Source organism: Actinopolymorpha sp. NPDC004070 (assembly GCF_040610475.1).
In the GTDB taxonomy this organism is placed as follows: domain Bacteria; phylum Actinomycetota; class Actinomycetes; order Propionibacteriales; family Actinopolymorphaceae; genus Actinopolymorpha.
On sequence record NZ_JBEXMJ010000004.1, the window covers coordinates 97,413 to 119,361 of the forward strand.

Sequence of the window (21,949 nt, forward strand, 5' to 3'; positions counted from 1 at the left end):
GTCGTCAACTCGCGTTGGGACACGCTCAAGGGACGACGTTGGCCCCGGCGGTTGCATGCAGGGTAGCGGACACCTGACGGTGAGCCCCAGGGACGATGGTCCCGGGCACACCACCTCGTCGTGGCGTCCGCTGTGAGCGAACTTCGGCGGTAGCCGGCAACGCCACAGGTCGCGACAGCATAGGCCGCGAAGCCGTGGCGGGTCACGGCGGTGTGACGTACTAGCCGAGACGCGCGTTCGATCGTACTTCGGTCATTGTGACCCCTCCGGGGGGTTTTCTGTCGAACGTGTTCGCTCCTCGGACACCTGCCGGCGCCCGGCCCCTCCCCGGCGGGGGTCCCGATCGGGCCCGGCGAAGCGATTGCGCTGGTCGGCGAGGTACTTCTCCTCCGGGGTGTACCGGTCGTCGCCAGGGTAGCGCTCGTCGGCGAACACGCCGCGGTCCTCGGGGTAGCGTCCCTCGGCGTCCCCCGGGTGGTCCGCCCCGGCCGGAGCGTCCTGTCGACCGGTCGAGTCCGGTTGTCCGGGCTGCCCGGGTTGCGCGGTCTGCCGGGAAGTCGTCTCGCCGGCCCGCGGCCCGCTCTGTGACGGGCGGGCCGCCTCCTCGATCTGGGTGTTCTCGTCCGCCAGCCGGCCGCGGTCGACCACGAGGTGCTGCTCGGCCGCCGAGGCGGGACCCTCGTCCGGATCGCCGGGGTCCGCAGAGCCACCGGGGTCGCGGCCGGGATCACTCGTGGCAGGTCCACGCTCGCCGGTCCCCCGGCCGGTTCCCTCCTGGTCGGCCGTGGGCCGATCGTCCTCGGCCGCCGACCGGCGATCGGCAGCCGCCCGTGAGGCCGCGTCGGAGCCGGCTCCGGTGCCCGCCGCGGCGACGGCCCCATCCCCGACGGTGTCGGCGGTGGCACTCGCCTCGTCGCCGGGCGAGGCCGCCGGCGTCGGCTCCACGACGCGTTCGCGGCCCGGGCGAAGCGTGGCGGAGAGGATGAAATACAGCATCGCCAGCAGGAACACCAGGACCGAGGTCCAGACGTTCAGCCGCAGGCCGAGGATGTGGTTGACCGGGTCGACGCGGAGGTACTCGATCCAGCCGCGGCCCAGCGTGTAGCACATGACGTACAGCGCGAACGCCCGCCCGTGGCCGAGCCGGAACCGCCGGTCTGCCCAGATCACCAGCAGCGCGGTGCCGACGTCCCAGATGCTCTCGAACAGGAAGGTCGGCTGGAACGTGGCGTACTGCTCATATCCGATCGGACGGTGCGCCGGGTCGATCCGCAGCCCCCACCACGCGGTGGTGGGGGCGCCGAACAACTCCTGGTTGAACCAGTTGCCCCACCGGCCGATCGCCTGGGCCAGGACGATCCCGGGCGCCAGCGCGTCGGCCAGCGCCGGGAGCGGGATTCCCCGCCGGCGGCAGGCGATCCAGGCGCCGAGCGCGCCGAAGGCCACCCCGCCCCAGATGCCGAGGCCGCCCTCCCACACCGCGAACGCCCGCATCGGCTCCCGCCCGGGACCGAAGTAGAGCTGGTAGTCGGTGATCACGTGGTAGAGGCGGGCACCCACCAGGCCGAACGGGACCGCCCAGACGGCGACGTCGGCGACGGTCCCCGGGCGGCCGCCGCGTTCGATCCAGCGGCGGTTGCCCAGCCAGACCGCCACGACCACGCCGAGGATGATGCAAATCGCGTACGCCCGGAGCGGGAGCGGCCCGAGGTGCCACACCCCCTGGGAGGGGCTGGGTATGGAGGCGAGGATCTGCATGGCCTGTGAGACTCCTGCGGGCGAGGATTACCGCTGGTTACCGGTCGGACCTTACCCGGTCACTGCTTGTTGGTCTTGGCTGCCGCGGAGTCGATCGCGAGCTTCAGTCCGGTCCCGCTGGTGTCACCCGGGTCGAGCTGCTTGCCGTTGACGAAGACCGTCGGGGTCCCCTGGACGCCGCGCTTGGTGCCGGTCTCGTCGACCGCCTTGACCCAGTCGGCGAACTGGTCGCCGTTGACGCAGGAGCGGAACGATCCGGAGGTGAGGCCGATCCCCTTGCCGAGCTCGACCAGCTGGGAGTTGGTCCAGCTCTGGCTGTAGTTGGCGTACAGCGCGTCGTGCATCTCGCGGGCCTTGCCGGCGTTGACCGCGCACCCGAAGGCGTTCGCGGCGAGCTCGGTCGGGCGGCCGAAGCCGGGCAGCGTGAGGGGGTAGTAGATCACCCGCGCCTTGCCCGCCTCGACCTGCTGGTTCAGGGTCTTCTCGGCGTCGGACTCGAAGTCCCGGCAGTGCGGGCAGGCGAAGTCCTCGAACATCTCCACCACGACGGGGGCACCGGCCTTGCCGAAGCCGACGCCGTCGCCCTGGCCGCCCGCCTTGCCGCCGACCGGAGTCGGGTCGCCCTTGGAGGTCGGTTTGTACGGCGCGACCACGCCCTCGGGGTAGGCCGCGGTGGTGTCGACCTTGGAGCGCTGCCACTGGACGACGACCGCGATGGCGACGATCACCACCGCCACGACCACGGCCACGCCGATGCGCATCAGGTTCTCGCGCCGCTTGGCCTGCGCGGCCTGCCGGGCACGCTCGGCGCGCAACTGCTCCCGAGCCGACTTCTTGCTCATGCCGCTCTCCGCCTCGTCTGTCCACCGGCGCCGCAACGTCGCGGCGCCGGATGCTGGTGGTGCCTCACTGTCCTGGCCGCCGAACGCCGTCGGCGAGGTCGCGGGCGAGTTCGCGTACCCGCTCCACGCCGGTGCGCTCGTCGGGCGCGTCCAGCAGGGGGCGTACGAACGCCGAACCGACGATCACCGCGTCCGCACTCGCCGCCACCTCGGCGGCCTGGTTGCCGTTGGACACGCCGAGCCCGACGCCGACGGGCAGGTCGGTGACCTCCCGCAGCCTGGCGACCAGCCCCGGGGCACCGGCGCTGGTCTGCTCACGGGCACCTGTCACACCCATCACCGACGCGGCGTAGACGAAACCCCGGGAGGCCCGCGCGGTCAACCGCAGCCGCTGCGTGGACGACGACAGCGCGACCAGGAAGACCCGGTCCAGGCCGGTCGCGTCGCTTGCGGCGATCCACTCCTCGGCCTCCTCCGGAATCAGGTCGGGCGTGATCAGCCCCGCCCCGCCGGCCGAGGAGAGGTCCCGTGCGAAGCGTTCAACGCCGTAGCGCTCGATCGGGTTCCAGTACGTCATCACCAGGGTCGGAACGCCGAGCCCGGACACCGCCTCGACCGTACGCAGGACGTCCTTGGTGCGAGTGCCGCCACGCAGCGCCTGGTCGGCGGCCGCCTGGATGGTCGGCCCGTCCATCGTCGGGTCGGAGTAGGGCAGGCCGACCTCGAAGACGTCGACACCGCCCTCGGCCATCGCCTCGAACGCCGCGATGGCACCGTCATGGCTCGGGAACCCCGCCGGCAGATAGCCGACCAGCACCCCGCGGCCCTCCTCCTTCGCTCTGGCGAAGACCGGGCCGACCCCGGTGGACGTCGAGGTGCTCACGCCTTCTCCTCCGTGCTGTCCCGGCCGTCCTGCTCGGCGTTCTCCCGCTCGGTGCCGGCCGTCTCGACCCCGGGCTTGTCGTCCAGCAGGCCGAACCACGTGGCGGCGGTGTCGACGTCCTTGTCACCGCGGCCGGACAGGCACACCAGTACGGTCGCGTCCGGGCCGAGGTCCTTGGCCACCCGCAGCGCGCCGGCCACCGCGTGCGCGGACTCGATGGCGGGGATGATGCCCTCGGTCCGGGTCAGCAGCCGCAGCGCGTCCATCGCCTCCGCGTCGGTCACCGGGAGGTAGGTCGCCCGCCCGGTGTCGTGCAGCCAGGCGTGCTCGGGCCCCACACCGGGGTAGTCCAGGCCGGCGGAGATCGAGTGGCTCTCGATGGTCTGGCCGTCCTCGTCCTGGAGGAGGTAGGAGCGGGTGCCGTGCAGGACGCCGACCTGACCGGAGGTGATCGTCGCGGCGTGCCGGCCGGTGTCCACGCCGTCACCGCCGGCCTCGAAGCCGTACAGCCGGACGGACTCGTCGGGGACGAACGCGGTGAACGTACCGATCGCGTTGGACCCGCCGCCCACGCAGGCGCACACCGCGTCCGGGAGGGAGCCGGTCAGCTCGATCGTCTGCGCCCGGGCCTCGTCACCGATGCCGCGGCAGAAGTCGCGCACCATCGCCGGGAACGGGTGGGGACCGGCGGCGGTGCCCAGGAGGTAGTGGGTGTTGTCGACGGTGGCCACCCAGTCGCGCAGCGCCTCGTTGATCGCGTCCTTCAGCGTCCGGCTCCCGGTGGTCACCGGGATCACCTCGGCGCCGAGCAACTCCATCCGGGCGACGTTGAGCGCCTGCCGGCGAGTGTCCTCCTCGCCCATGTAGACCACGCACTCCAGGCCGAGGTAGGCGCAGGCGGTGGCCGTGGCCACGCCGTGCTGCCCGGCCCCGGTCTCGGCGATGATCCGGGTCTTGCCCATCCGGACCGCCAGCAGCGCCTGGCCGAGGACGTTGCGGATCTTGTGGGCGCCGGTGTGGTTGAGGTCCTCCCGCTTGAGCAGGATCCGGACCCCGGCCACCTCGGACAGGCGGGTCGCGTCGTAGAGCGGGCTCGGGAGGTTGGCGTACTCCCGGAACATCCGGTCCAGCTCGGCGGTGAACTCCGGGTCGTCCTGAGCGGAGCGGTGCGCCTGCTCGAGTTCGTCCAGCGCGCTGATCAGGGCCTCGGGGGTGAACCGGCCGCCGAAGCGACCGAAATGTCCGTCGAGTCCCTGACCGAGCACGCCCCGGTCGGTGTTGGCAGCGGCCACGTCAGTCATCGACTCACTTCGGTTCGGTGTCGGGTCGGTTTCCGGACGGCTCGGGCAGATTGTGACTGGCTGGGCTGGTTCCGTACGGTCCGGCCGGTCGCCGGCTCGGCCGTCAGCCCGGCCATCTCGGGTCGATCATCTTGGGACTGTCATCTCGGCTCAGTCATGATGCAGCGCCGGATGGGCGCCGGCGGCAACCAGGTCGGCCACCGCGGACCGGGGGTCCTTCCCGGTGACCAGGCTCTCGCCGACGAGGACGGCGTGGGCACCGGCGCGGGCGTACTCGATCACGTCGTGGGGCCCACGCACCCCGGACTCCGCCACCTTGACGATACCGTCCGGGATCTGCGGCGAGATCCGGGCGAACGCCGCCCGGTCGACCTCGAGCGTGCGCAGGTCACGGGCGTTGACGCCGATCAGCTTCGCGCCCGCGTCGACGGCCCGCTCGGCCTCTTCCTCGGTGTGCACCTCGACCAGCGGGGTGAGACCGATCGAGACCGCGCGTTCGATCAGCGAGACCAGGGCGTTCTGCCCCAGGGCGGCCACGATGAGCAGCACCAGGTCGGCGCCGTAGGCTCGCGCCTCCCACAGCTGGTAGCTGGTGATCACGAAGTCCTTGCGGAGGATCGGCACGTCCACCGAGGCGCGCACCGCCCGGAGGTCGTCGATCGAGCCGCCGAACCGGCGCCGCTCGGTGAGGACGCTGATCACGGCGGCCCCGCCGGCCTGGTAGTCGGTGGCGAGCGCGGCCGGATCGGCGATCGCGGCGAGTGCACCCTTGCTGGGGCTGGACCGCTTGACCTCGGCGATGACGGCGACGCCGTCGCCCCGCAGAACCGGGACGGGATCGATCGCGTACGGAAGAAGGGCGACCCGCTTCTTCAGATCGTCGATCGAGACTCTCGCCTGCCGCTCCTCAAGGTCGGCGCGGACCCCGTCGAGGATCTCGTCGAGAACACTCACGCAGTCAGTCCTTCCTGAGCGACCTAAGCGCAGGCGCGGGGTCTTCTGCGAACGAACCCGCTCTCGCTTCCAGAGACCTGCTCAGAGTAACGACGACCTCCCCCCACCCCGACACCGGCCAGTGTTCGGGGCCTGTCCGTGCAGGGCCGCACGCGCGGCGGAGGGCGTGCAGGACCGGACCGGAATCAGGACGAAAAGTGTGCGGGCGACGTCAAGGCCTCCGGGACGTCGCCCGTGAGGACCGTCCCGGCCGCCGCCCGCACGACGACTACAGCTTGATGACCAGGCTGGACATCAGCTTGTCGGCGAACGTCTGCCGCTTCTTGTCCCACAGGGGCCAGAGGTAGCCCACGTAGCAGGCGAGGGCGTCCAGGAAGTGGGCCAGTCCCCGGACGAACGTCGTGCCGGCTCCGAGCGGCTGCCCGTCCGACTCCCTCACCAGCTTGATGTTCAGCACCTGCTTGCCGATGCTCTGGCCGGTCTTCCCCTGTCGGAAGACGACGTTCCACAGCGAGAACACGAAGCTCACGAGGTAGAGGAGCGAGGCGACCGAGAGGGCCGCGCTCGACGGCTGGCCGCCGCTGCCCAGCGAGGGAATCAGGAAGCCGTATCCGATCGCCGCCGGAATCCCGGAGATCGCCCCGTCGATGAGCGAGGCACCGACCCGGTAGATCCACGGCGCGAGCAGGTCCCGGTCGATCTCCGGAGTGCCGCCGTACTGGCCGTACTGTCCCGGCTGGCCGTACTGGCCCTGGTCGTACTGTCCCGGCCGGCCGTACTGCCCGTGGTCCTGGCCCTGGGGGTATGCCTGGCCGTAACCCGGCTGCTGGCCATAACCCTGCTGGCCGTACTGACCCTGCTGCTGTTGTCCGCCGTAACCCTGCTGGCCGCTCTGTCCCTGGGCCTGCCGGCCATAGGGATCCTGAGGCTGCGGAGCACCGTGCCGTCCCGAGGACGGGTCCTCGTCGCGCGCGTCGGGACCCGGCGGGGTCGGTGTACTCACAACCGTCTCCGTTCTGAAGTCACAAGTGAAGGTGGCACTGAATTCGAGCAGGTTAGCGGTCAACACCTGCACCTGGAACCAACTCCGGACCACGGGTCGGGGTTACGGTGAATCCGTGCCCGATCCGACCCTGACCCGACCGTGCGGTCCGCCCGCCGGCACCGCCGAGCACCCGGACGTCGTGCCGTCGGACAGCACGCTGGCCGGCATCGCCGTGCTGGGGGCCGCGGGCCTCGGACTGGCGGCGGCGAACACCGTCTCGGGCGGCCGCTTCGGCGTGCCGTGCCTGCTGCACTCCCTCACCGGACTGGACTGCCCACTGTGCGGTACGACCCGGATGGCCGCCGCCGTGCTGCACGGCGACCTGGCCGGCGCGCTCCGGTTCAACGCGCCGGCCCTCCTCGCGATCCTGGTCCTCGCCTACCTGTGGCTGAGCTGGGTGCTCGAACGCCTCGACGTCCGCGTACGCCTCCCCCGTCCGGCGCCGGGTCCGCGGGCACGGGCGGCGCTGCTCCCGGCGGTGGTGGCGGTGGCCCTGGTCTTCATGGTGCTGCGCAACCTGCCCTGGCCGCCGTTCACCGCCCTGCACGCCTGACCCGCACGTCTGACCGCGCGGATCTATCCCAGCGCCTTCCGGGCCAGGTCGAAGTACTGGTCTCCGCGCACCACGCGGTACTCCGGCCCGAGCGAGGCAGTCACCTCGGCCAGGTCCTGCGGCGTCGTCGACCAGGCGTTCACCCCGATCGAGACGAAGCGCGGCGAGGTGCCGTCCCATCCCTGCGCCGACCGGGCGATGGCGTCCTTGGTCTCCTTCACCCCGCCGACCCCGAGGATGGTGGCCAGCGGCGTTCCGCCCTCGACGAGCCGGGTGGTGGTCGTGCCGGACCAGTTGAGGAAGATCCCCTGCGGCTCGACGTCGGAGACGTACGCCCGGGTCTTGTCGGCCGAAAGGTCGACGTCGTGCCCGTCGACCCGGTTGAGGACGTACACGATCCCCATCCCGGTCGCGTGCATGTACTTCCCGGTCTGTTCGGTGAACGTCGCGAACGTGGCGTCCGGCCACGGCGTCGGGTAGATGTAGCCCGCGCCGGACGGGCCGGCCACCAGCAGGTCGTTGTCGGTCGCGGTGCGCTGGAAGTGGCTGAGGAAGTTCGGCGCGGCGTCGAGGAGCAGCGGGTTGGTGGTCCAGTTGACCGGAACGCTGCCCCGGCCCGGGTTGTCCCACAGGATCCGCAGCCGGTGCTCGTTGTACTGCAGGTTGTCGCCCTCGGACATGGTGAAGGTGACGTAGACCTTGTTCTCCAGCGGCAGTGTGGGCGCGGGTTTCTGCTGGTCCGAAATCGGCGCCCGGGCACCGGAGTGCACGGTGAGGTTCTCGAACCAGTCCGCGGCGAGCACGTAGACGCCGTGCTTCGAGCACAGTTCGGTGCCGCCGAACTCGCCGGCGATGTCCTGGGCGAACCACCCGAGATAGGGCGTGTACGGCTGTACCTCGGACATGATCTGCTCGAACAACTCGCGCTCGGCGTCGAGGTTCGGGTCCAGCCAGAACGTCATCGCCCGGTTGGCCACGGCGTAGTCACGCAGGTACGCGAACGCGACCTTCGTCGGCCGGGCCGGCTCGGTCCTGCTCACCGACACGACGTACTCGTTCCACATCTCCACCGACAGCGTGAGCTTCGACGTCCCGGCGGGCGGGGCGAACCCGTAGACGAAGTAGTGGCTTCCGTCGGCGAACCGGTGCAGCGGCGGGCCCAGGCTGGTCTGGGAGTTGCTGTCGTCGAAGAGGTACGGGTCCTCCGCGTCGGTGCCCGGCACGAAGTCGGCGACCACCTCACCGTCCGCGCGCAATGTCACCTGGTGCACCGCCGGACCCCAGCCGTCGTCGGTGAACGCGTCGTCGAAGCGCACCCACACGCCGTCGCCGCCGAGCTGGGAGGTGAGATCGAACTCGTACACCTTCCGGTTGGAGGCGTCGTGCAGGTGGGCGTCCACCTTGGCGATCGTCGTGTAGTACGACGGGAGGCCCGGCGGCAGGCTGACGTCCTTCAGCGGCGGCAGGCCGATCAGCATCCTGTGGGTGGTCTGCGGCCAGAGGTTCTCGAACTGCCAGCGGTAGGCGTCGATCCGGCTGGTGAACCGCCCGCGCAGGTCCTCCACCACCTTCACGCCGTACTTCTTCGCCAGCGTCCCCGCCAGCTCCGGGCCGACGGCGAGGAGGTTGCGCAGGCCGGCGAGGGTGGTGGCGACGTTGAGCGAGTCGGGCACGGCGGGGTCGTACACGACGCTGCCCCGGACCGCGCCGCGGTACTTCCCCACGAGGGTCCAGAAGTCGTCGTGCACGGTGGCGGACACGTCCAGGTCGCGCAGCCAGGTCAGCCGGCCCTCGCCGTTGGTGGCGTCGTCGCCGATGAGGTAGATCTGCGGGCGGACCCGGTTGACCAACCCCTGCAGGGTTCCCAGCATCAGTTTCTCGTCACCCGACAGGCCGGTGATGTCGACGACGTCGAGGGCGCGGACGGGCGCGAAGTGCGGCAGCGCCTGCCCCTCCGGCCAGCTGATGCCCGACCGCGACTGCGTGGCCGTCGAGGTGACTCCGATGGCGGGGCCTCCGGTCGCGGCTTGCGCGGCCCCCGGAGCGAGCACGTTCGGCAACGTCGCCGCACCGAGTCCGGCCACGACCATCCGGCCGAAGGTTCGCCGTGAGTACTGGTTGTTCGATGTCATCGATCGTCACACCGCCTGGTGGGTAAGCGCTGTCCACGCACTGGGAAAGGGGATCCGGACACACCCGGCCACCGCGGTGGCGGATCCGGAGAGCTGCCTCCCCGCGCACCGGCGTACGGGAGTTACCGAGGAACTGGCGTACGGAAGATCAGACGTGCCGAGTTGCGGACGTGCCGAGGTGCGGACGTGCCGAGGTGCGGACGTGCCGAGGTGCGGACGCTCGGGGAGGGCCGACGTGCGAGGACGTGCGGGAAAACCACGAACAGGCTGACGTACTGGGAAACGACGAGCAGGTGCCCGCCCCCGGGCGCTAGCGATTGTGGTGCGTCGGGGTGTGCGCGGACAAGATCACTGGCCAGAGCAGGCCGCGTTGGTGCGGGCTGCTCCGGCCAGTGACGACGAGCCGGTGGTGCCGAAAGACCTATCGCGTACGCAGCACCTCGGCCAACTGGTCCACCGCCCACTCCAGGTCGGCCTGCTCGATCACCAGGGGCGGCGCCAGCCGGATCGTCGAGCCGTGGGTGTCCTTGGCCAGAACGCCCCGCTCGGCCAGCGCGGCGCAGATGTCGCGGCCGGTGCCGAGGGCGGGGTCGACGTCGATGCCGGCCCACAGACCGGCGGTGCGTACGCCCACGAGTCCCTTGCCCACCAGGCTGTTCAGGCGTTCGGCGAGGACGGTGCCCAGAGCCGCCGCCCGGCGCTGGTAGCTGCCGTCGGCGAGCAGGCGCACCACGGCCCGGCCCACCGCACACGCCAGCGGGTTGCCGCCGAACGTACTGCCGTGCTGGCCCGGGCGAACCACGCCCAGCACCTCCGGAGAGCCGGCCACCGCCGAGACCGGCACGACTCCGCCGCCCAGTGCCTTGCCGAGGATGTAGAGATCGGGAACGACGCCTTCGCGGTCGCACGCGAACGTGGTGCCCGTCCGTCCCAGCCCGGCCTGGATCTCGTCGGCGAGCAGGAGTACGCCCCGCTCGGTGCACGTACGCCGGACGTCGCGCAGGTAGCCCTCCGGCGGCACGATCACCCCGGCCTCACCCTGGACGGGTTCGATCAGCACGGCGACGGTGGTGTCGTCGATCGCGTCGGCGATCGCGCCCGCGTCGCCGTACGGCACGGTCACGAAGCCCGGCGTGTAGGGGCCGTAGTGGTCGCGGGCGTCCGGGTCGTCGGAGAAGCTCACGATCGTGATGGTGCGGCCGTGGAAGTTCCCGGCCGCGACGATGATGGTGGCCCGGCCGTCGGGGACGCCCTTGCGTTCGTACCCCCACTTGCGGGCCACCTTCAGCGCGGTCTCCACCGCCTCCGCGCCGGTGTTCATCGGCAGCACCATGACGTCCGGGGACGCCTGGGCCGTCGCGCCGTACGCCGGGTTCGAGGTCGCGACCAGGCCGGCGAGCTCGGCGCAGAAGGCACCGAACTGGTCGTGGTGGAACGCCCGGCTGATCAGCGTCAGCCGGTCCAACTGCTCCCGTGCCGCCGCGAGGATGGCCGGGTGGCGGTGCCCGAAGTTCAGCGCGGAGTACCCCGCCAGGCAGTCGAGGTAGCGCCGGCCGTCCACGCCCGTCACCCAGGCGCCCTCGGCTTCGGCGGCGACGACCGGCAGGGGGTGGTAGTTGTGCGCGGCGTACCGCTCGGCGAGTGTGATCTGCTCCGCGGTCCGGTCCACGGCCGAGGCCGTCAGGTCATCGAGCATCCGAGGCTCCCGCTCCCGCCGCACCCGCTGTGCCCGCCGCACCCGCCGTGGCCACGCCGCCTTCGACCGAGCCGGGACGGATCTCCAGGGTGCAGCACTTGGGGCCGCCACCGGACTTGCGCAGCTCGGACAGGTCCACCGGCACCGGCACGTACCCACGCTCGGCGAGCTTGCGGGCCAGCGCGGTCGCCTGCACGGGCAGGACGACGTTGCGGCCGTCCGACACCGCGTTCAGGCCCAACACGACCGCGTCCGCCTCCTCGGCGAGCACAGCGTCCGGGTACAGCTCGGCCAGCACCTGCCGGCTCTCCGGCGCGAATGCGTCCGGGTAGTAGGTGACGTTGTGCTCGTCCAGCACCGACAGGGCGGTGTCCAGGTGGTAGAAGCGCGGGTCGACCAGGTGGAGCGTCACGACCGGCCGGTCGACGTACTCCGCGAGTTCGCGGTGGGCCGCCGGGTCGGTACGGAAGCCGGTCCCGGCGAGGATGCGGTCCGGCGTGGTGAGCAGGTCGCCCTCGCCCTCGGCCACGGACAGCGGGAGGTACGCGTCGCGTACGCCGTGCTCGACTCCGTGGGTCTTGAACCACTCGAGGTAGCGGGTGGCCTCCGGCATCCGCTCCAGGTGCCGGAAGCGCGAGCCGAATGCCAGCCCGTCCACCACCACGGCGCCGTTCGCGGCGAACACCATGTCCGGGAGGCCCGGCGCGGGGTCGATCAGGCTCACCTCGTGACCGAGGTCGAGATAGGTCCGGCGAAGGCGCTCCCACTGGGCGATGGCCAGATCGGTGTCGACCGCGTTCTCCGGGTGCATCCACGGGTTGATCGCGTACTCGACGGCGAAGTACGTCGGCCGGCACATGAGGTAGTGCCGGCGGGTGGCGGTACGGGCGCTTTCGCGTGCGTGGCTGGGGTTGCCGGAACTGGCGGTCGTGGGCATCGAAGAACCTCCGCGGACATACGGACGGGGGCGCGAGCGGCCGCCGCGAACTTCCCTGCATCGAGCCTAGGTAGCCACCTACCCGTGACCCAACGCGTTCGGACTGCGCGTGGCCGGTGGTTCGTTGCGTGCTCGGCGCCGTTCACGGCGGATCGTTGCGTGGCCCGTCTGCCGACCGCACCGGGGCGGGTTTGTGCCCGCCAGAACCGCCGGTCCCCTACTTCTGGCCCGCCGCCTGGCCCGGCGTCTCCTGGCCGGTCAGCCCGGGCCGCTCCAGCAGCCGGGAGAGAACCAGCGAACTCCTCGTCCGGGCGACGTACGGCTCGGCGTTGATGCGTTCGAGGACCCGCTCGAAGTGCCCGATGTCGGCGGCGAGGATGTGCACCAGGGCATCCGCCTCGCCGGTCAGCGTGCAGGCCGCCACCACCTCCGGGAAGCGCGCCACCCCGGCCCGGATGGTCGCCGGCGAGGTCTTCCCCTGGCAGAACAACTCGACGTACGCCTCGGTGGTCCACCCGAGCGCGCGCGGGTCGACCTTCGCGGTGAACCCGGTCACCGCCCCCGCCTGACGGAGCCGGTCCACCCGGCGCTTCACCGCCGGCGCCGAGAGCCCGACCTGTCCCCCGATCTCGGCGAAGCTCGCCCGGCCGTCCTCGAGCAGCATGGCGACGATGCGTTCGTCCACGGGGTCAAGCCGCACGCTCGCTCCTCCTCGTTCCGGCGCAGGGTGCGGGTGCCCGCCGACTCGTCCGCCTGTTTTCGTCCAACCGCCCTGCGTCCAACCAGCCCTGCGTCCAACCGCCCTAAACTCTGCACCCGTGACCGGGTACCGCGCATCCGATCCCCCATCCGTTCCAGCCGGCGACGCCGCCCCCGTCGCCGATCCGGAGGCGCCTGGAACGTCTGCACCACCTCGGGTCGACTGCCGGGCCGCGATCCTCGTCAACGGTCTCCCCGCCTCCGGCAAGTCGACACTCGCCCCCCGGCTGGCCCGGGCGCTCGGCCTTCCGCTGTTCGCCAAGGACGTCATCAAGGAGACCCACGCGGACGTACTCGGCGTGGACCCGCCCGACGGCCGGCCCCAGCGGGCCTGGAACGCCGCCCTCGGGCGGGCGGCCAGCGAGACGATGTGGGCACTGCTCGCCGAGGCGCCCCTCGGAGCGGTACTGGAGAGTTCGTGGCGAGCCGACGTACGTCCGCTCGTCCAGGCCGGGCTGGACCGGGCGAGAGTGGCGCGGACGGTCGAGATCTGGTGCGACGTGCCCGCCGACGTCTCCTACGACCGCGACCGGGCCCGGTGGGCGAGCCGGCACCGGATCCACGGCGCCCGGATCTCCGAGGCGGAGTGGACGGCGATGGTCGCCGACGGCCGGCCGCTGGCGATCGGGCCGGTGCTGCGGGTGGACACCACCGGGCCGGTCGACGTCGACGCGCTGACCACCTGGTGTCGTACGCACCTGGCGTAGGGCACGGCCACCGCGGCTCCCGTACCTCCAATCAACCATGCCTGGTACGGCGAGAACAAGACTGCAGTTTTCCCTTCCAGGGCAGCAGAATCGCTGTCCATGACCTGGGATCCGTTCGGGACGATCGCCAACACGCTGTGGCTCGGCGGCGGGCAGTGGGCCGGCAAGTCGACGGTGGCCCGCATCCTCGCCCGCCGATGCGGAATCACGGCGTACCACTACGACTACCACGACGCCCGCGGGCACGACGCGCGCCGCGTCGCCGACCGGGCCGCGCGCGGTGAGCCGCTGACCGCGCCGGACCCGGACGAGGTGTGGGTCCGGCGTACGCCTGCCGAGATGGCGCGGGACGCGCTGGAGGAGTTCGGCCGGAGGTTCGAGTGGACGCTGGACGACCTGCGGGGACTGGTGTCCGGGCGGCCGATCCTCGCTGAGGGGTGGGGGCTGCGGCCCGAACTCGTCGGGCCACTGCTGGCGTCGCCGGACCGGATGCTGGTGATGGTGCCGACGGAGAGGTTCCGGCAGCACCAGTTACGCGCACTCCCCCGAGCCCGCAAGCTCGGCGTGTCCGTCGGCGATCCCGAACGCGCCCAGGCCAACCGGGTGGACCGGGACCGGCTGCTCGCGGAGTCGGCTGCCGGCGCCGCCCGCGAACGCGGGATACGCGTCCTGCGCGTGGACGGAAGCCTGGACGCCGACCAGGTGGCCACCGAGATCGCCGGCCACTTCGCGCCCTACCTGGCCCACCTGCGCTGACCGGGCCGAGAGGTGGACTGTGCGGGAGCGGCGGTCAGGAGATCTTGCTGCCCTCGGAGGATGCATCGGCGATCTCCTGCACCTCGGCCGGGCTGTGCCGGGGCGGGCGGGGGCCGCCGAGGCCCACGACGTGCATGATCTTGCCGGCGAGCAGGGCGACGAGCGTTCCCCCGACCGCGGCGATGAAGAACAGCCACCAGTTGCCGATCACGATCGCCAGACCGGCGACCACAGAGACGGCCAGCAGAAGCCCCACGGTCGTCCACGCCGCCGGGGTGTTGCCGTGGTGGGACTGGGTGGTGCTCTCGTGCTGGTGCTTGTCGCTGGTGTCGCTCATGTCGCTCATGGCCGACCCTCTCTTTCCGTGCCGTGCCTCATTGTGTCGCGGCCCCCGGTCACCGGCGAGCCGGGGTCGCCCGGTCGCGGGGCCGCCGGTCAGTCGCGCGGGCCGGGGTCGGTCGGGTCCTCGCCGCGGTCCAGGGCCGCCCAGGGGTCGTCGTCGGTACGCCTGGCGGCCGGGGCGTCGTACCGGCTGCCCATCGCGGGCCAGGTCCGTCCGCGCACCACCGCGAACACACCGCCGCCCACGATGAGTACGCCACCGGCCACCGCGAGCCAGGGCCAGGCCTCCACCGTCATCGTGGACGCCCGGGTGCTCCCTCCGCCGCCTCCGCTTCCCGCTCCGCCGGCGATCGCCCGGCGCACCGCCGCGTCCGCGACGGATGCGGTGCGGGTCCAGAACATCGCGCACGAGGCGACCGCGGCGGCTCCGGCCAGCGCGACCAGCGCACCGGCGACCTGGCGGCCGCGCCCTCTGGTGGCCAGCACCGCGAGCACTCCGGCGAGGCCGAGGTACCCGGCCGAGCGGACCAGCGGGGCCGCCTGCGCTCCGGTGACGGAGGTGCTCACCGCGGGGTAGTGGGGAATCGCCCACCGGGCCGCGAGCCAGGTGCGCCCGGCGGCCCACACGACCAGGGCCGCGCCGGCGAGCACCAGCGCGAGGGCGAGGAGGAACTGCCGCCGGGCGGCCGGCTTCGGCGCCTCGGAGCTCGCGGGAGTCGCGGGGTTCACGGAAGTCACGGTGTCCGGAACGTCTCCGCCACCGCCACCGCGCGCAGTGCGGCGGCCGCCTTGTTGCGGGTCTCGGCGTCCTCGGCCACCGGGTCGGAGTCGGCCACGATGCCCCCGCCGGCCTGGACGTACGCGACACCGTCGCGCAGCAGCGCGGTGCGGATCGCGATCGCGGCGTCCAGGTCACCGGCGAAGTCGAGGTAGCCGACCACCCCGCCGTACAGCCCGCGCCTGGTGGGTTCGAGCTTCTCGATAATCTCCATCGCCCGCGGTTTCGGCGCACCGGACAGGGTGCCGGCCGGGAAGCAGGAGCACAGGGCGTCGAAGGCGGTCCGGCCCGGTGCCAGCCGGCCGACCACGGTGGACTCCAGGTGCATGACGTGGCTGTACCTGCGTACGGTCATGAAGTCGACCACCTCGACGCTGCCCGGCGCGCAGACCCGGCCGAGGTCGTTGCGGCCCAGGTCGACCAGCATCAGGTGCTCGGCGCGTTCCTTCTCGTCGGCGAGCAGCTCCTGTTCCAGCGCGTGGTCCTCCTCCGGGGTGGCACCACGCGGCCGGGTGCCCGCGATCGGGTGCGTCAGCGCCCGCTCGCCGGTCACCGTCACCAGCGCCTCCGGGCTGGAGCCCACGATGTCGAAGTCGCCGAAGCGCAGCAGATACATGTACGGCGACGGGTTGGAGAAGCGCAGCACGCGGTAGATGTCGAACGCCCGGGCCGTCGTCGCCCGCTCGAACCGCTGCGACACGACCACCTGGAACGCCTCGCCGGCGTGGATCTCCTCCTTGGCCTGCTCGACCGCCGCCATGTGCTCCTCGGCGGAGCGGCGGCGTTCGTAGGCGGGCGCTGCCTGCAGGTCGGCGGCCGCCACGAACGACGGCGTCGGCTGGGCGAGCGCCTTGGTCATCGCGTCCAGCCGCTGCACGGCGTCGGACCAGGCCTGGTCGACGCGCTCGCCGGTGTCGTCCCAGTTGACCGCGTTGGCGATCAGCAGCAGCGTGCCGTCCACGTGGTCCAGCACCGCGAGGTCGGTGGCCAGCATCAGCGCCAGCTCGGGCAGCCCCAGGTCGTCGGTGGTGAGGTCGGGCAGCCGCTCGAGCCGGCGTACCGCGTCGTAGCCGATGTAGCCGACGAGACCGCCGGTCAGCGGGGGCAGGCCGGGGAGGTTGGGGGTGTGCAGCCGGGCCACCGTCTCCTGCACCGCGGCCAGCGGGTCGCCGCCCTCGGGCAGCCCCACCGGCGGGTTTCCCAGCCAGTGGGCCTCACCGTTGCGTTCGGTCAGCACCGCGGCGGAACGGACGCCGACGAAGGAGTACCTCCCCCACACCCCGCCGTGCTCGGCCGACTCGAACAGGAACGTGCCCGGCTCGTCGCGGGCCAGCTTGGCGTAGACGCCCAGGGGTGTCTCGGCGTCGGCGAGCAGCTTGCGGGTCACCGGGATCACCCTGCGCCCGGGCGCGAGGTCGCGGAACCCGGCGAGGTCGGGGGTGGTGGCGCCGAGGGACGTCATGGCCGGACCTCCCCGTCCGCGGCGGCCGGTGTGCCCACCTTCGCCGGCAGCAGACCGTCGTCGAAGCAGGTGCGGGTGCCGGTGTGGCAGGCCGGGCCCTCCTGGTCGACCCGGACCAGGAGCGTGTCGCCGTCGCAGTCCAGCCGGACCTCCTTCACCCACTGCCGGTGACCGGAGGTCTCCCCCTTCACCCAGTACTCCCGGCGGCTGCGGCTCCAGAACGTCGACCGGCCCGAGGTCAGCGTGCGGTGCAGCGCCTCGTCGTCCATCCAGCCGACCATCAGCACCTCGCCGGTGTCGTGCTGCTGGACCACCGCGACCACCAGGCCGTGGTCGTCGCGTTTGAGCCGGTCTGCGACCTCGGGGGCGAGTGCGGTGCGCACACCGGGATCGGTATCGGGGTCGGCACTGGTGGCCGCGCTGGGGTCGGCGCTGGGCATGCCCGCCATTGTTCCCGGTGCCACCGACGGCGGGCGCGACGGGTCGTGACCGCCACCGCACCGAGCCGGGCATAGCGGTACGAACGCCGGTCCGCCACCGGTCCGCCACCGGTCCGCCACCGGTTCGCCACCGGTTCGCCACCGAATTCGCTCTCGCCCGGAAGGCTGGTCGGAGCCGGTGATCGGCATGTCGGCGGGCCGTGGCAGTCTGCCCGCCATGGCGAATTCGGTGGTGCACTTCCACTCCTCGTTCGAACCCGGTGAGCCGCGTCCCGACCTGACGGGCGGCGGCGACGTTCAGGCCTCCGGCGGGCTCACCGTGGAGGTCGCGGGCGGGCCTGCCCACGCACCGGCCGCCAAGCCCGGCGTCGGCTTCTCCGGCCGGCACGCGCTCCGCTACACCGCCGACGGGGCGAGCTCGGCTCCGCGCACCGTCACGTTGTTCACCGTGGACATCGGGGTGGGGCCCGACACCGAGCTGTCCTACGTCCTGTTCCCGGAGTTCGGCGACCTGACCTACGCGGCGACCTACACCGCGGTCGACCTGGAGTTCGCCGACGGCACCCGGCTCAGCGACCTCGGCGCCCGCGACCAGTACGCCCAGCCCGTCGACGCGGCCGCCCAGGGTGCTGCCCGCATGCTCTACGCCGACCAGTGGAATCTCCGGCGGATCGCGGTCGGCGCCGTCGCTGCCGGCCGCCGGGTCACCGCCGTCCTGCTCACCCACCACCGGCCCGACGGCGCCGCGAAGACCGACGCGACCGTGCCGTCGCGGGGCTGGGTGGACGACATCGTTCTCGCCGAACGCGCCCGGCCCGCCGAGGAGCCGCGCCGGCTGTCCGACCACGTGGTCACCACCCGCGGCACGCACTCCAGCGGCGCGTTCTCCCGGGGCAACAACATCCCGGCCACGGCGGTGCCGCTGGGATTCAACTTCTGGACGCCGGTCACCGACGCGGGCTCGCTGCGCTGGGAGTACGAATACCACCGCGGCAACGACGACGAGAACCGCCCGCGCCTGCAGGCCCTGGGGCTGAGCCACCAGCCCAGCCCGTGGATGGGCGACCGGCACACGTTCCAGGTGATGCCGTCCAGCGCCGCCGGCACCCCCGACGCCGACCGCGCCGCGCGGGCGCTGGCGTTCGGCCACGACAACGAGATCGCCCGCCCGCACTGGTACTCCGTCACCTTCGACAACGGCCTGGTCGCCGAGATCGCCCCGGCCGACCATGCGGCGATGTTCCGGTTCACGTTCACCGGGCCCACCTCCACGCTGCTCTTCGACAACGTCGATGCCGACGCCGCGGTGAGCGTCGATCCGGAGACCGGTGTGCTGACCGGCTACACCGACACCGGCAGCCGGCGGTCCAACGGCGCGAGCCGGATGTTCGTGTACGCGGAGTTCGACCGGCCCGTGGTCGAGTCCGGCCGACCCGACGGCGTGGGCGAGCGTGCGCAGGCGGCGGCGTACGCGAGGTTCGACCCGGCCGGCGAGCGGACGGTGACCATGCGGATCGCCACCTCGCTGATCAGCCTGGAGCAGGCACGCCACAACCTCGCACTGGAGATCGCGCCCGGCGACACCTTCGAGGACGTCCGCGAACGCGCCCAGCGGCAGTGGGACGACACCCTCGGCGTGATCGAGGTGGAAGGGGCGAGCGAGGACCAGCTCACCACGCTGTACTCCAACCTCTATCGGCTGTACCTGTATCCCAACTCCGCCCACGAGAACACCGGCACCGCGCAGGTGCCCATCTACGCGCACGCCGTGCAGGCGGCGACGTCCGCGCCGCCGAGCGGCCCCACCCGGACAGGTGCCGACGTCGTTCCCGGCAAGGCGTACGTCAACAACGGCTTCTGGGACACCTACCGCACCACCTGGCCGGCCTACGCCCTGTTCACCCCCGGGCTGGCCGGTGAACTGGTGGAGGGGTTCCTCCAGCAGTACCGCGACGGCGGCTGGGTGGCCCGCTGGTCCTCCCCCGGCTACGCCGACTGCATGGTCGGCACCAGTTCCGACGTGGCCTTCGCCGACGCCTACTGCAAGGGCATCGAGGGCTTCGACGCCTGGGCGGCCTACGAGTCGGCGGTGAAGAACGCCACCGTCCGCCCGCCCAACCCGTTCGTCGGCCGCAAGGGCATGGAGCGTTCGCCGTTCCTCGGCTACACGCCGGTGGAGGCGACCGAGGAGGCGATGTCGTGGTCGATGGACGGCTACATCAACGACTTCGGCATCGCCATGATGGCCGGGCAGCTGGCCCGCGACGTGGGGCCCGACGACGCCCGCTACTCCCGGTTGCGCGAGGAGGAGGAGTACTTCCGCCGGCGTGCGCTCGGCTACGTCCACCTGTTCGACCCGGCGGTCGGCTTCTTCCAGGGCCGGCACGGCGACGGTTCGCGGCGGCTGTCACCGCAGGAGTTCGACCCGCGGGTGTGGGGCTTCGACTACACCGAGACCAACGCCTGGAACATGGCGTTCCACGTTCCGCACGACGGCGCCGGCCTCGCCTGGCTCTACGGCGGGCGGGAGGCGCTCGCGCGCAGATTGGACGAGTTCTTCGCCACCCCGGAGACCGGTGAGGAACGGTTCAAGGGTTCCTACGGCACCGTCATCCACGAGATGACCGAGGCCCGCGACGTACGCATGGGGATGTACGGCCACAGCAACCAGCCGGCCCACCACATCGCCTACATGTACACCTACGCCGGACGGCCGGCGCGCACCCAGGAGAAGGTGCGCGAGGTGCTCAACCGGCTCTACCTCGGCAGCGAGCTCGGGCAGGGCTACTGCGGCGACGAGGACAACGGTGAGATGTCGGCGTGGCAGGTGTTCAGCGCGCTCGGGTTCTACCCGCTGCAGATGGGCAGCCCCCGCTACGCGATCGGCTCGCCGTTGTTCACCCGGGCGACCGTGCACCTGGAGTCCGGCGCCGACCTGGTGATCAGCGCACCGGACAACGACGCGGGCAACATCCACGTGCAGGGCCTCACCGTGGACGGTGTGCCCTACGACCGGGCCTGGCTGCCGCACGACCTGCTCGCCAAGGGCGGCGTGCTGGAGTTCGCCATGGGGCCCGAGCCGTCCGACTGGGCGAGCGGACCCGACGCCGCACCGCCGTCGCTCACCGAGCCCGGCGAGGCACCCGCACCTCTCGTCGACGTCACCCGGCCCAGCGCGGGCACGGCCCGGGCGAGCGAGGGCGTGGACGCCGAGTACCTGTTCGACGACAGCTCGGCCGGCTCGGTGACGTTCACCGGCACCCAGCGGTGGGTGTCGTACGAGCTGGCGGCACCGGCCCGGGTTGCCTTCTACACGCTCACCTCCGCGGTGGAGAACGCCGGCGCGGCCCCCACGGCGTGGGTGCTCGCCGGCTCCCGGGACGGGACCAGCTGGGAGGTTCTGGACACCAGGAGCGGGGAGGAGTTCGCGTGGCCGGTGCACACCCGGCCGTTCCGGGTAGCCACGCCCGGTGACTACACCCACTACCGGCTCGACCTCGCGCCGGCGCCCGAGAACGCGGCCGGCGGCGAGCCGGTGGCCCTCGCCCAGGTGGAACTGCTGGCCTAGCGTCTGTCCCGGCCCAGGATCCAGCCCAGATCCGGGCGTGAGCCGGCGGGCGGAGGAGACACGCGTCAGGTAGCCGACTTCGAGTCGGGCGCGAGCGCCCTACGATCGGGGCATGACTGATCACGCCCGCGCCGAACGCCGAGCGCTCGCCGACCTGCTGGACACGCTGGGGCCGGACGCGCCCACCCTGTGCGCCGACTGGACGACGTCCGACCTCGCCGCCCACCTGGTGATCCGGGAGAGTGACCCGCTCGGTGCCGCGGGCATCCTGCTGCCGCCCCTCGCCGACAAGACGAAGGAACACATGGCCGGCCTCGTCGGGCGGCTCGGCTACACCGGGGTGGTCGACCGCTTCCGACAGGGTCCGCCCACGTGGTCCCCGGCGCGGCTGCCGGTGGTGGACCGTGCGGCCAACACGGTGGAGTTCTTCGTCCACCACGAGGACGTGCGGCGTGCCCAGCCGGACTGGACCCCGCGCGACCTGCCGAACGACTTCGAAAACCTCCTGTGGCGGCGGGTCGGCAGCGCCGGGCGGATGCTGTTCCGCCGGTCCGCGGCCGGAGTGCTGGTGGCCCGCCCCGACGGCGCCACCGCCCGGGTCCGCAAGGGCGAGCCGACCGCCGTGCTGTCCGGGCGCCCGAGCGAGATCACGTTGTACATGTTCGGGCGCAGGGGTGCGTCCCGGGCCGAGGTCGGCGGTCCGCCGGCGGCTGTCCAGGCGCTGGCCCACGCCCCGCTGGGCGTCTGACGGCCCGACCGCCCCACGTGGGCGGCGAGCCGTCGCCGTCCCTGGGCGGACGACGCCCCGGCACCGCCCGGGCGCCCGCGAGTCCCGGCGGCCAGGTGTAACCTTCGGGCGGCAGCGACACAAGAAACACAGGCCAGCAGGACAGCAGTAGCGACAGACAACAGCAGACGACAGGGGAGCGCGGAAGCGCTGAGAGTGCGGGGCCGCCAGAGATGGCGCCGCCCGCAGACCCTCGAACCTGATCTGGGTAATGCCAGCGCAGGAAGTCGGTCTGTCCGTTCGTCACCG

Annotated in this window: 19 protein-coding genes and 1 riboswitch; of the genes, 5 read left to right on the forward strand and 14 right to left on the reverse strand. The window is 72.0% G+C overall.

Translation table 11 applies throughout. The annotated features are described in order from the left end of the window. Window positions 1-252 precede the first annotated feature (252 nt). The 6 genes from lgt to ABZV93_RS09320 form a co-directional block, all read right to left on the reverse strand. A complete protein-coding gene (gene lgt / locus ABZV93_RS09295) occupies window positions 253-1,758 on the reverse strand; it encodes a prolipoprotein diacylglyceryl transferase (protein ID WP_354932753.1) in 1,506 nt (501 codons plus the stop codon). A 59-nt stretch (window positions 1,759-1,817) separates the two neighbouring features. Further along, entirely contained in the window at window positions 1,818-2,600 is a 783-nt protein-coding gene (locus ABZV93_RS09300; RefSeq protein ID WP_354932755.1) for a thioredoxin domain-containing protein, read from the reverse strand. Window positions 2,601-2,664: 64 nt separating this feature from the next. Next, window positions 2,665-3,483 (reverse strand): tryptophan synthase subunit alpha, encoded by an 819-nt coding sequence (trpA, locus tag ABZV93_RS09305; protein WP_354932757.1) that lies wholly within the window; start codon window positions 3,481-3,483, stop codon window positions 2,665-2,667. Beyond that, complete coding sequence (gene trpB, locus ABZV93_RS09310; protein ID WP_354932759.1) at window positions 3,480-4,784, reverse strand: tryptophan synthase subunit beta; 1,305 nt, start codon at window positions 4,782-4,784, stop codon at window positions 3,480-3,482. Before trpB ends, trpA begins: the two co-directional genes overlap by 4 nt. A 150-nt stretch (window positions 4,785-4,934) precedes the next feature. After that, window positions 4,935-5,738, reverse strand: coding sequence for an indole-3-glycerol phosphate synthase TrpC (gene trpC / locus ABZV93_RS09315; RefSeq protein ID WP_354932761.1), 804 nt, complete (start codon window positions 5,736-5,738; stop codon window positions 4,935-4,937). Between the two features lie 268 nt (window positions 5,739-6,006). Then, window positions 6,007-6,741 carry an RDD family protein gene (locus ABZV93_RS09320; protein ID WP_354932763.1) on the reverse strand — a complete coding sequence of 245 codons (735 nt, stop codon included), beginning with the start codon at window positions 6,739-6,741 and terminating at the stop codon, window positions 6,007-6,009. A 115-nt stretch (window positions 6,742-6,856) separates the two neighbouring features. Between ABZV93_RS09320 and ABZV93_RS09325 the strand changes: the two genes are divergently transcribed. Then, on the forward strand, window positions 6,857-7,336 hold the full coding sequence (locus ABZV93_RS09325) for a DUF2752 domain-containing protein (protein WP_354932765.1): 480 nt from the start codon (window positions 6,857-6,859) through the stop codon (window positions 7,334-7,336). 23 nt (window positions 7,337-7,359) lie between these two features. Here the strand turns inward: ABZV93_RS09325 and ABZV93_RS09330 are convergent, their stop codons facing one another. From ABZV93_RS09330 to ABZV93_RS09345, 4 genes are all read right to left on the reverse strand, one after another. Then, window positions 7,360-9,468 carry a GxGYxYP domain-containing protein gene (locus ABZV93_RS09330; RefSeq protein ID WP_354932767.1) on the reverse strand — a complete coding sequence of 703 codons (2,109 nt, stop codon included), beginning with the start codon at window positions 9,466-9,468 and terminating at the stop codon, window positions 7,360-7,362. 421 nt (window positions 9,469-9,889) lie between these two features. Continuing rightward, a complete protein-coding gene (gene rocD / locus ABZV93_RS09335) occupies window positions 9,890-11,164 on the reverse strand; it encodes an ornithine--oxo-acid transaminase (RefSeq protein WP_354932769.1) in 1,275 nt (424 codons plus the stop codon). Further along, entirely contained in the window at window positions 11,154-12,101 is a 948-nt protein-coding gene (gene ddaH / locus ABZV93_RS09340; RefSeq protein WP_354932771.1) for a dimethylargininase, read from the reverse strand. Before ddaH ends, rocD begins: the two co-directional genes overlap by 11 nt. 217 nt (window positions 12,102-12,318) lie before the next feature. Next, window positions 12,319-12,801 (reverse strand): Lrp/AsnC family transcriptional regulator, encoded by a 483-nt coding sequence (locus tag ABZV93_RS09345; protein ID WP_354932773.1) that lies wholly within the window; start codon window positions 12,799-12,801, stop codon window positions 12,319-12,321. A 118-nt stretch (window positions 12,802-12,919) separates the two neighbouring features. Between ABZV93_RS09345 and ABZV93_RS09350 the strand changes: the two genes are divergently transcribed. Next, on the forward strand, window positions 12,920-13,567 hold the full coding sequence (locus tag ABZV93_RS09350) for an AAA family ATPase (protein WP_354932775.1): 648 nt from the start codon (window positions 12,920-12,922) through the stop codon (window positions 13,565-13,567). A 99-nt stretch (window positions 13,568-13,666) separates the two neighbouring features. Next, a complete protein-coding gene (locus ABZV93_RS09355) occupies window positions 13,667-14,323 on the forward strand; it encodes a hypothetical protein (protein ID WP_354932777.1) in 657 nt (218 codons plus the stop codon). A gap of 34 nt (window positions 14,324-14,357) precedes the next feature. Here ABZV93_RS09355 and ABZV93_RS09360 read toward each other — a convergent pair whose 3' ends face one another. From ABZV93_RS09360 to hisI, 4 genes are all read right to left on the reverse strand, one after another. Then, entirely contained in the window at window positions 14,358-14,669 is a 312-nt protein-coding gene (locus tag ABZV93_RS09360; protein WP_354932779.1) for an HGxxPAAW family protein, read from the reverse strand. Between the two features lie 89 nt (window positions 14,670-14,758). Next, window positions 14,759-15,394: a Trp biosynthesis-associated membrane protein gene (locus ABZV93_RS09365; RefSeq protein ID WP_354932781.1), complete on the reverse strand. Its 636-nt coding sequence runs from the start codon at window positions 15,392-15,394 to the stop codon at window positions 14,759-14,761. A gap of 5 nt (window positions 15,395-15,399) precedes the next feature. Further along, window positions 15,400-16,905, reverse strand: coding sequence for an anthranilate synthase component I (locus ABZV93_RS09370; protein WP_354932783.1), 1,506 nt, complete (start codon window positions 16,903-16,905; stop codon window positions 15,400-15,402). Beyond that, on the reverse strand, window positions 16,902-17,345 hold the full coding sequence (gene hisI / locus ABZV93_RS09375; protein ID WP_354932785.1) for a phosphoribosyl-AMP cyclohydrolase: 444 nt from the start codon (window positions 17,343-17,345) through the stop codon (window positions 16,902-16,904). Before hisI ends, ABZV93_RS09370 begins: the two co-directional genes overlap by 4 nt. Before the next feature lie 217 nt (window positions 17,346-17,562). On the opposite strand from hisI, the gene ABZV93_RS09380 reads away from it, so the two are divergent. Continuing rightward, window positions 17,563-20,913 (forward strand): GH92 family glycosyl hydrolase, encoded by a 3,351-nt coding sequence (locus tag ABZV93_RS09380; RefSeq protein WP_354932787.1) that lies wholly within the window; start codon window positions 17,563-17,565, stop codon window positions 20,911-20,913. A gap of 112 nt (window positions 20,914-21,025) precedes the next feature. After that, window positions 21,026-21,661: a TIGR03085 family metal-binding protein gene (locus ABZV93_RS09385; RefSeq protein ID WP_354932789.1), complete on the forward strand. Its 636-nt coding sequence runs from the start codon at window positions 21,026-21,028 to the stop codon at window positions 21,659-21,661. 162 nt (window positions 21,662-21,823) lie between these two features. Further along, window positions 21,824-21,943: riboswitch (TPP riboswitch) on the forward strand. The last annotated feature ends 6 nt before the right edge of the window (window positions 21,944-21,949 follow it).

Coding starts and splice junctions, on each gene's coding strand:
- lgt (WP_354932753.1), bottom strand. CDS start 1,758: ATGCAGATCCTCGCCTCCATACCCAGCCCCTCCCAGGGGGTGTGGCAC.
- ABZV93_RS09380 (WP_354932787.1), top strand. CDS start 17,563: ATGGCGAATTCGGTGGTGCACTTCCACTCCTCGTTCGAACCCGGTGAG.
- ABZV93_RS09370 (WP_354932783.1), bottom strand. CDS start 16,905: ATGACGTCCCTCGGCGCCACCACCCCCGACCTCGCCGGGTTCCGCGAC.
- hisI (WP_354932785.1), bottom strand. CDS start 17,345: ATGCCCAGCGCCGACCCCAGCGCGGCCACCAGTGCCGACCCCGATACC.
- ddaH (WP_354932771.1), bottom strand. CDS start 12,101: ATGCCCACGACCGCCAGTTCCGGCAACCCCAGCCACGCACGCGAAAGC.
- ABZV93_RS09360 (WP_354932779.1), bottom strand. CDS start 14,669: ATGAGCGACATGAGCGACACCAGCGACAAGCACCAGCACGAGAGCACC.
- ABZV93_RS09385 (WP_354932789.1), top strand. CDS start 21,026: ATGACTGATCACGCCCGCGCCGAACGCCGAGCGCTCGCCGACCTGCTG.
- ABZV93_RS09355 (WP_354932777.1), top strand. CDS start 13,667: ATGACCTGGGATCCGTTCGGGACGATCGCCAACACGCTGTGGCTCGGC.
- rocD (WP_354932769.1), bottom strand. CDS start 11,164: ATGCTCGATGACCTGACGGCCTCGGCCGTGGACCGGACCGCGGAGCAG.
- ABZV93_RS09300 (WP_354932755.1), bottom strand. CDS start 2,600: ATGAGCAAGAAGTCGGCTCGGGAGCAGTTGCGCGCCGAGCGTGCCCGG.
- ABZV93_RS09330 (WP_354932767.1), bottom strand. CDS start 9,468: ATGACATCGAACAACCAGTACTCACGGCGAACCTTCGGCCGGATGGTC.
- trpB (WP_354932759.1), bottom strand. CDS start 4,784: ATGACTGACGTGGCCGCTGCCAACACCGACCGGGGCGTGCTCGGTCAG.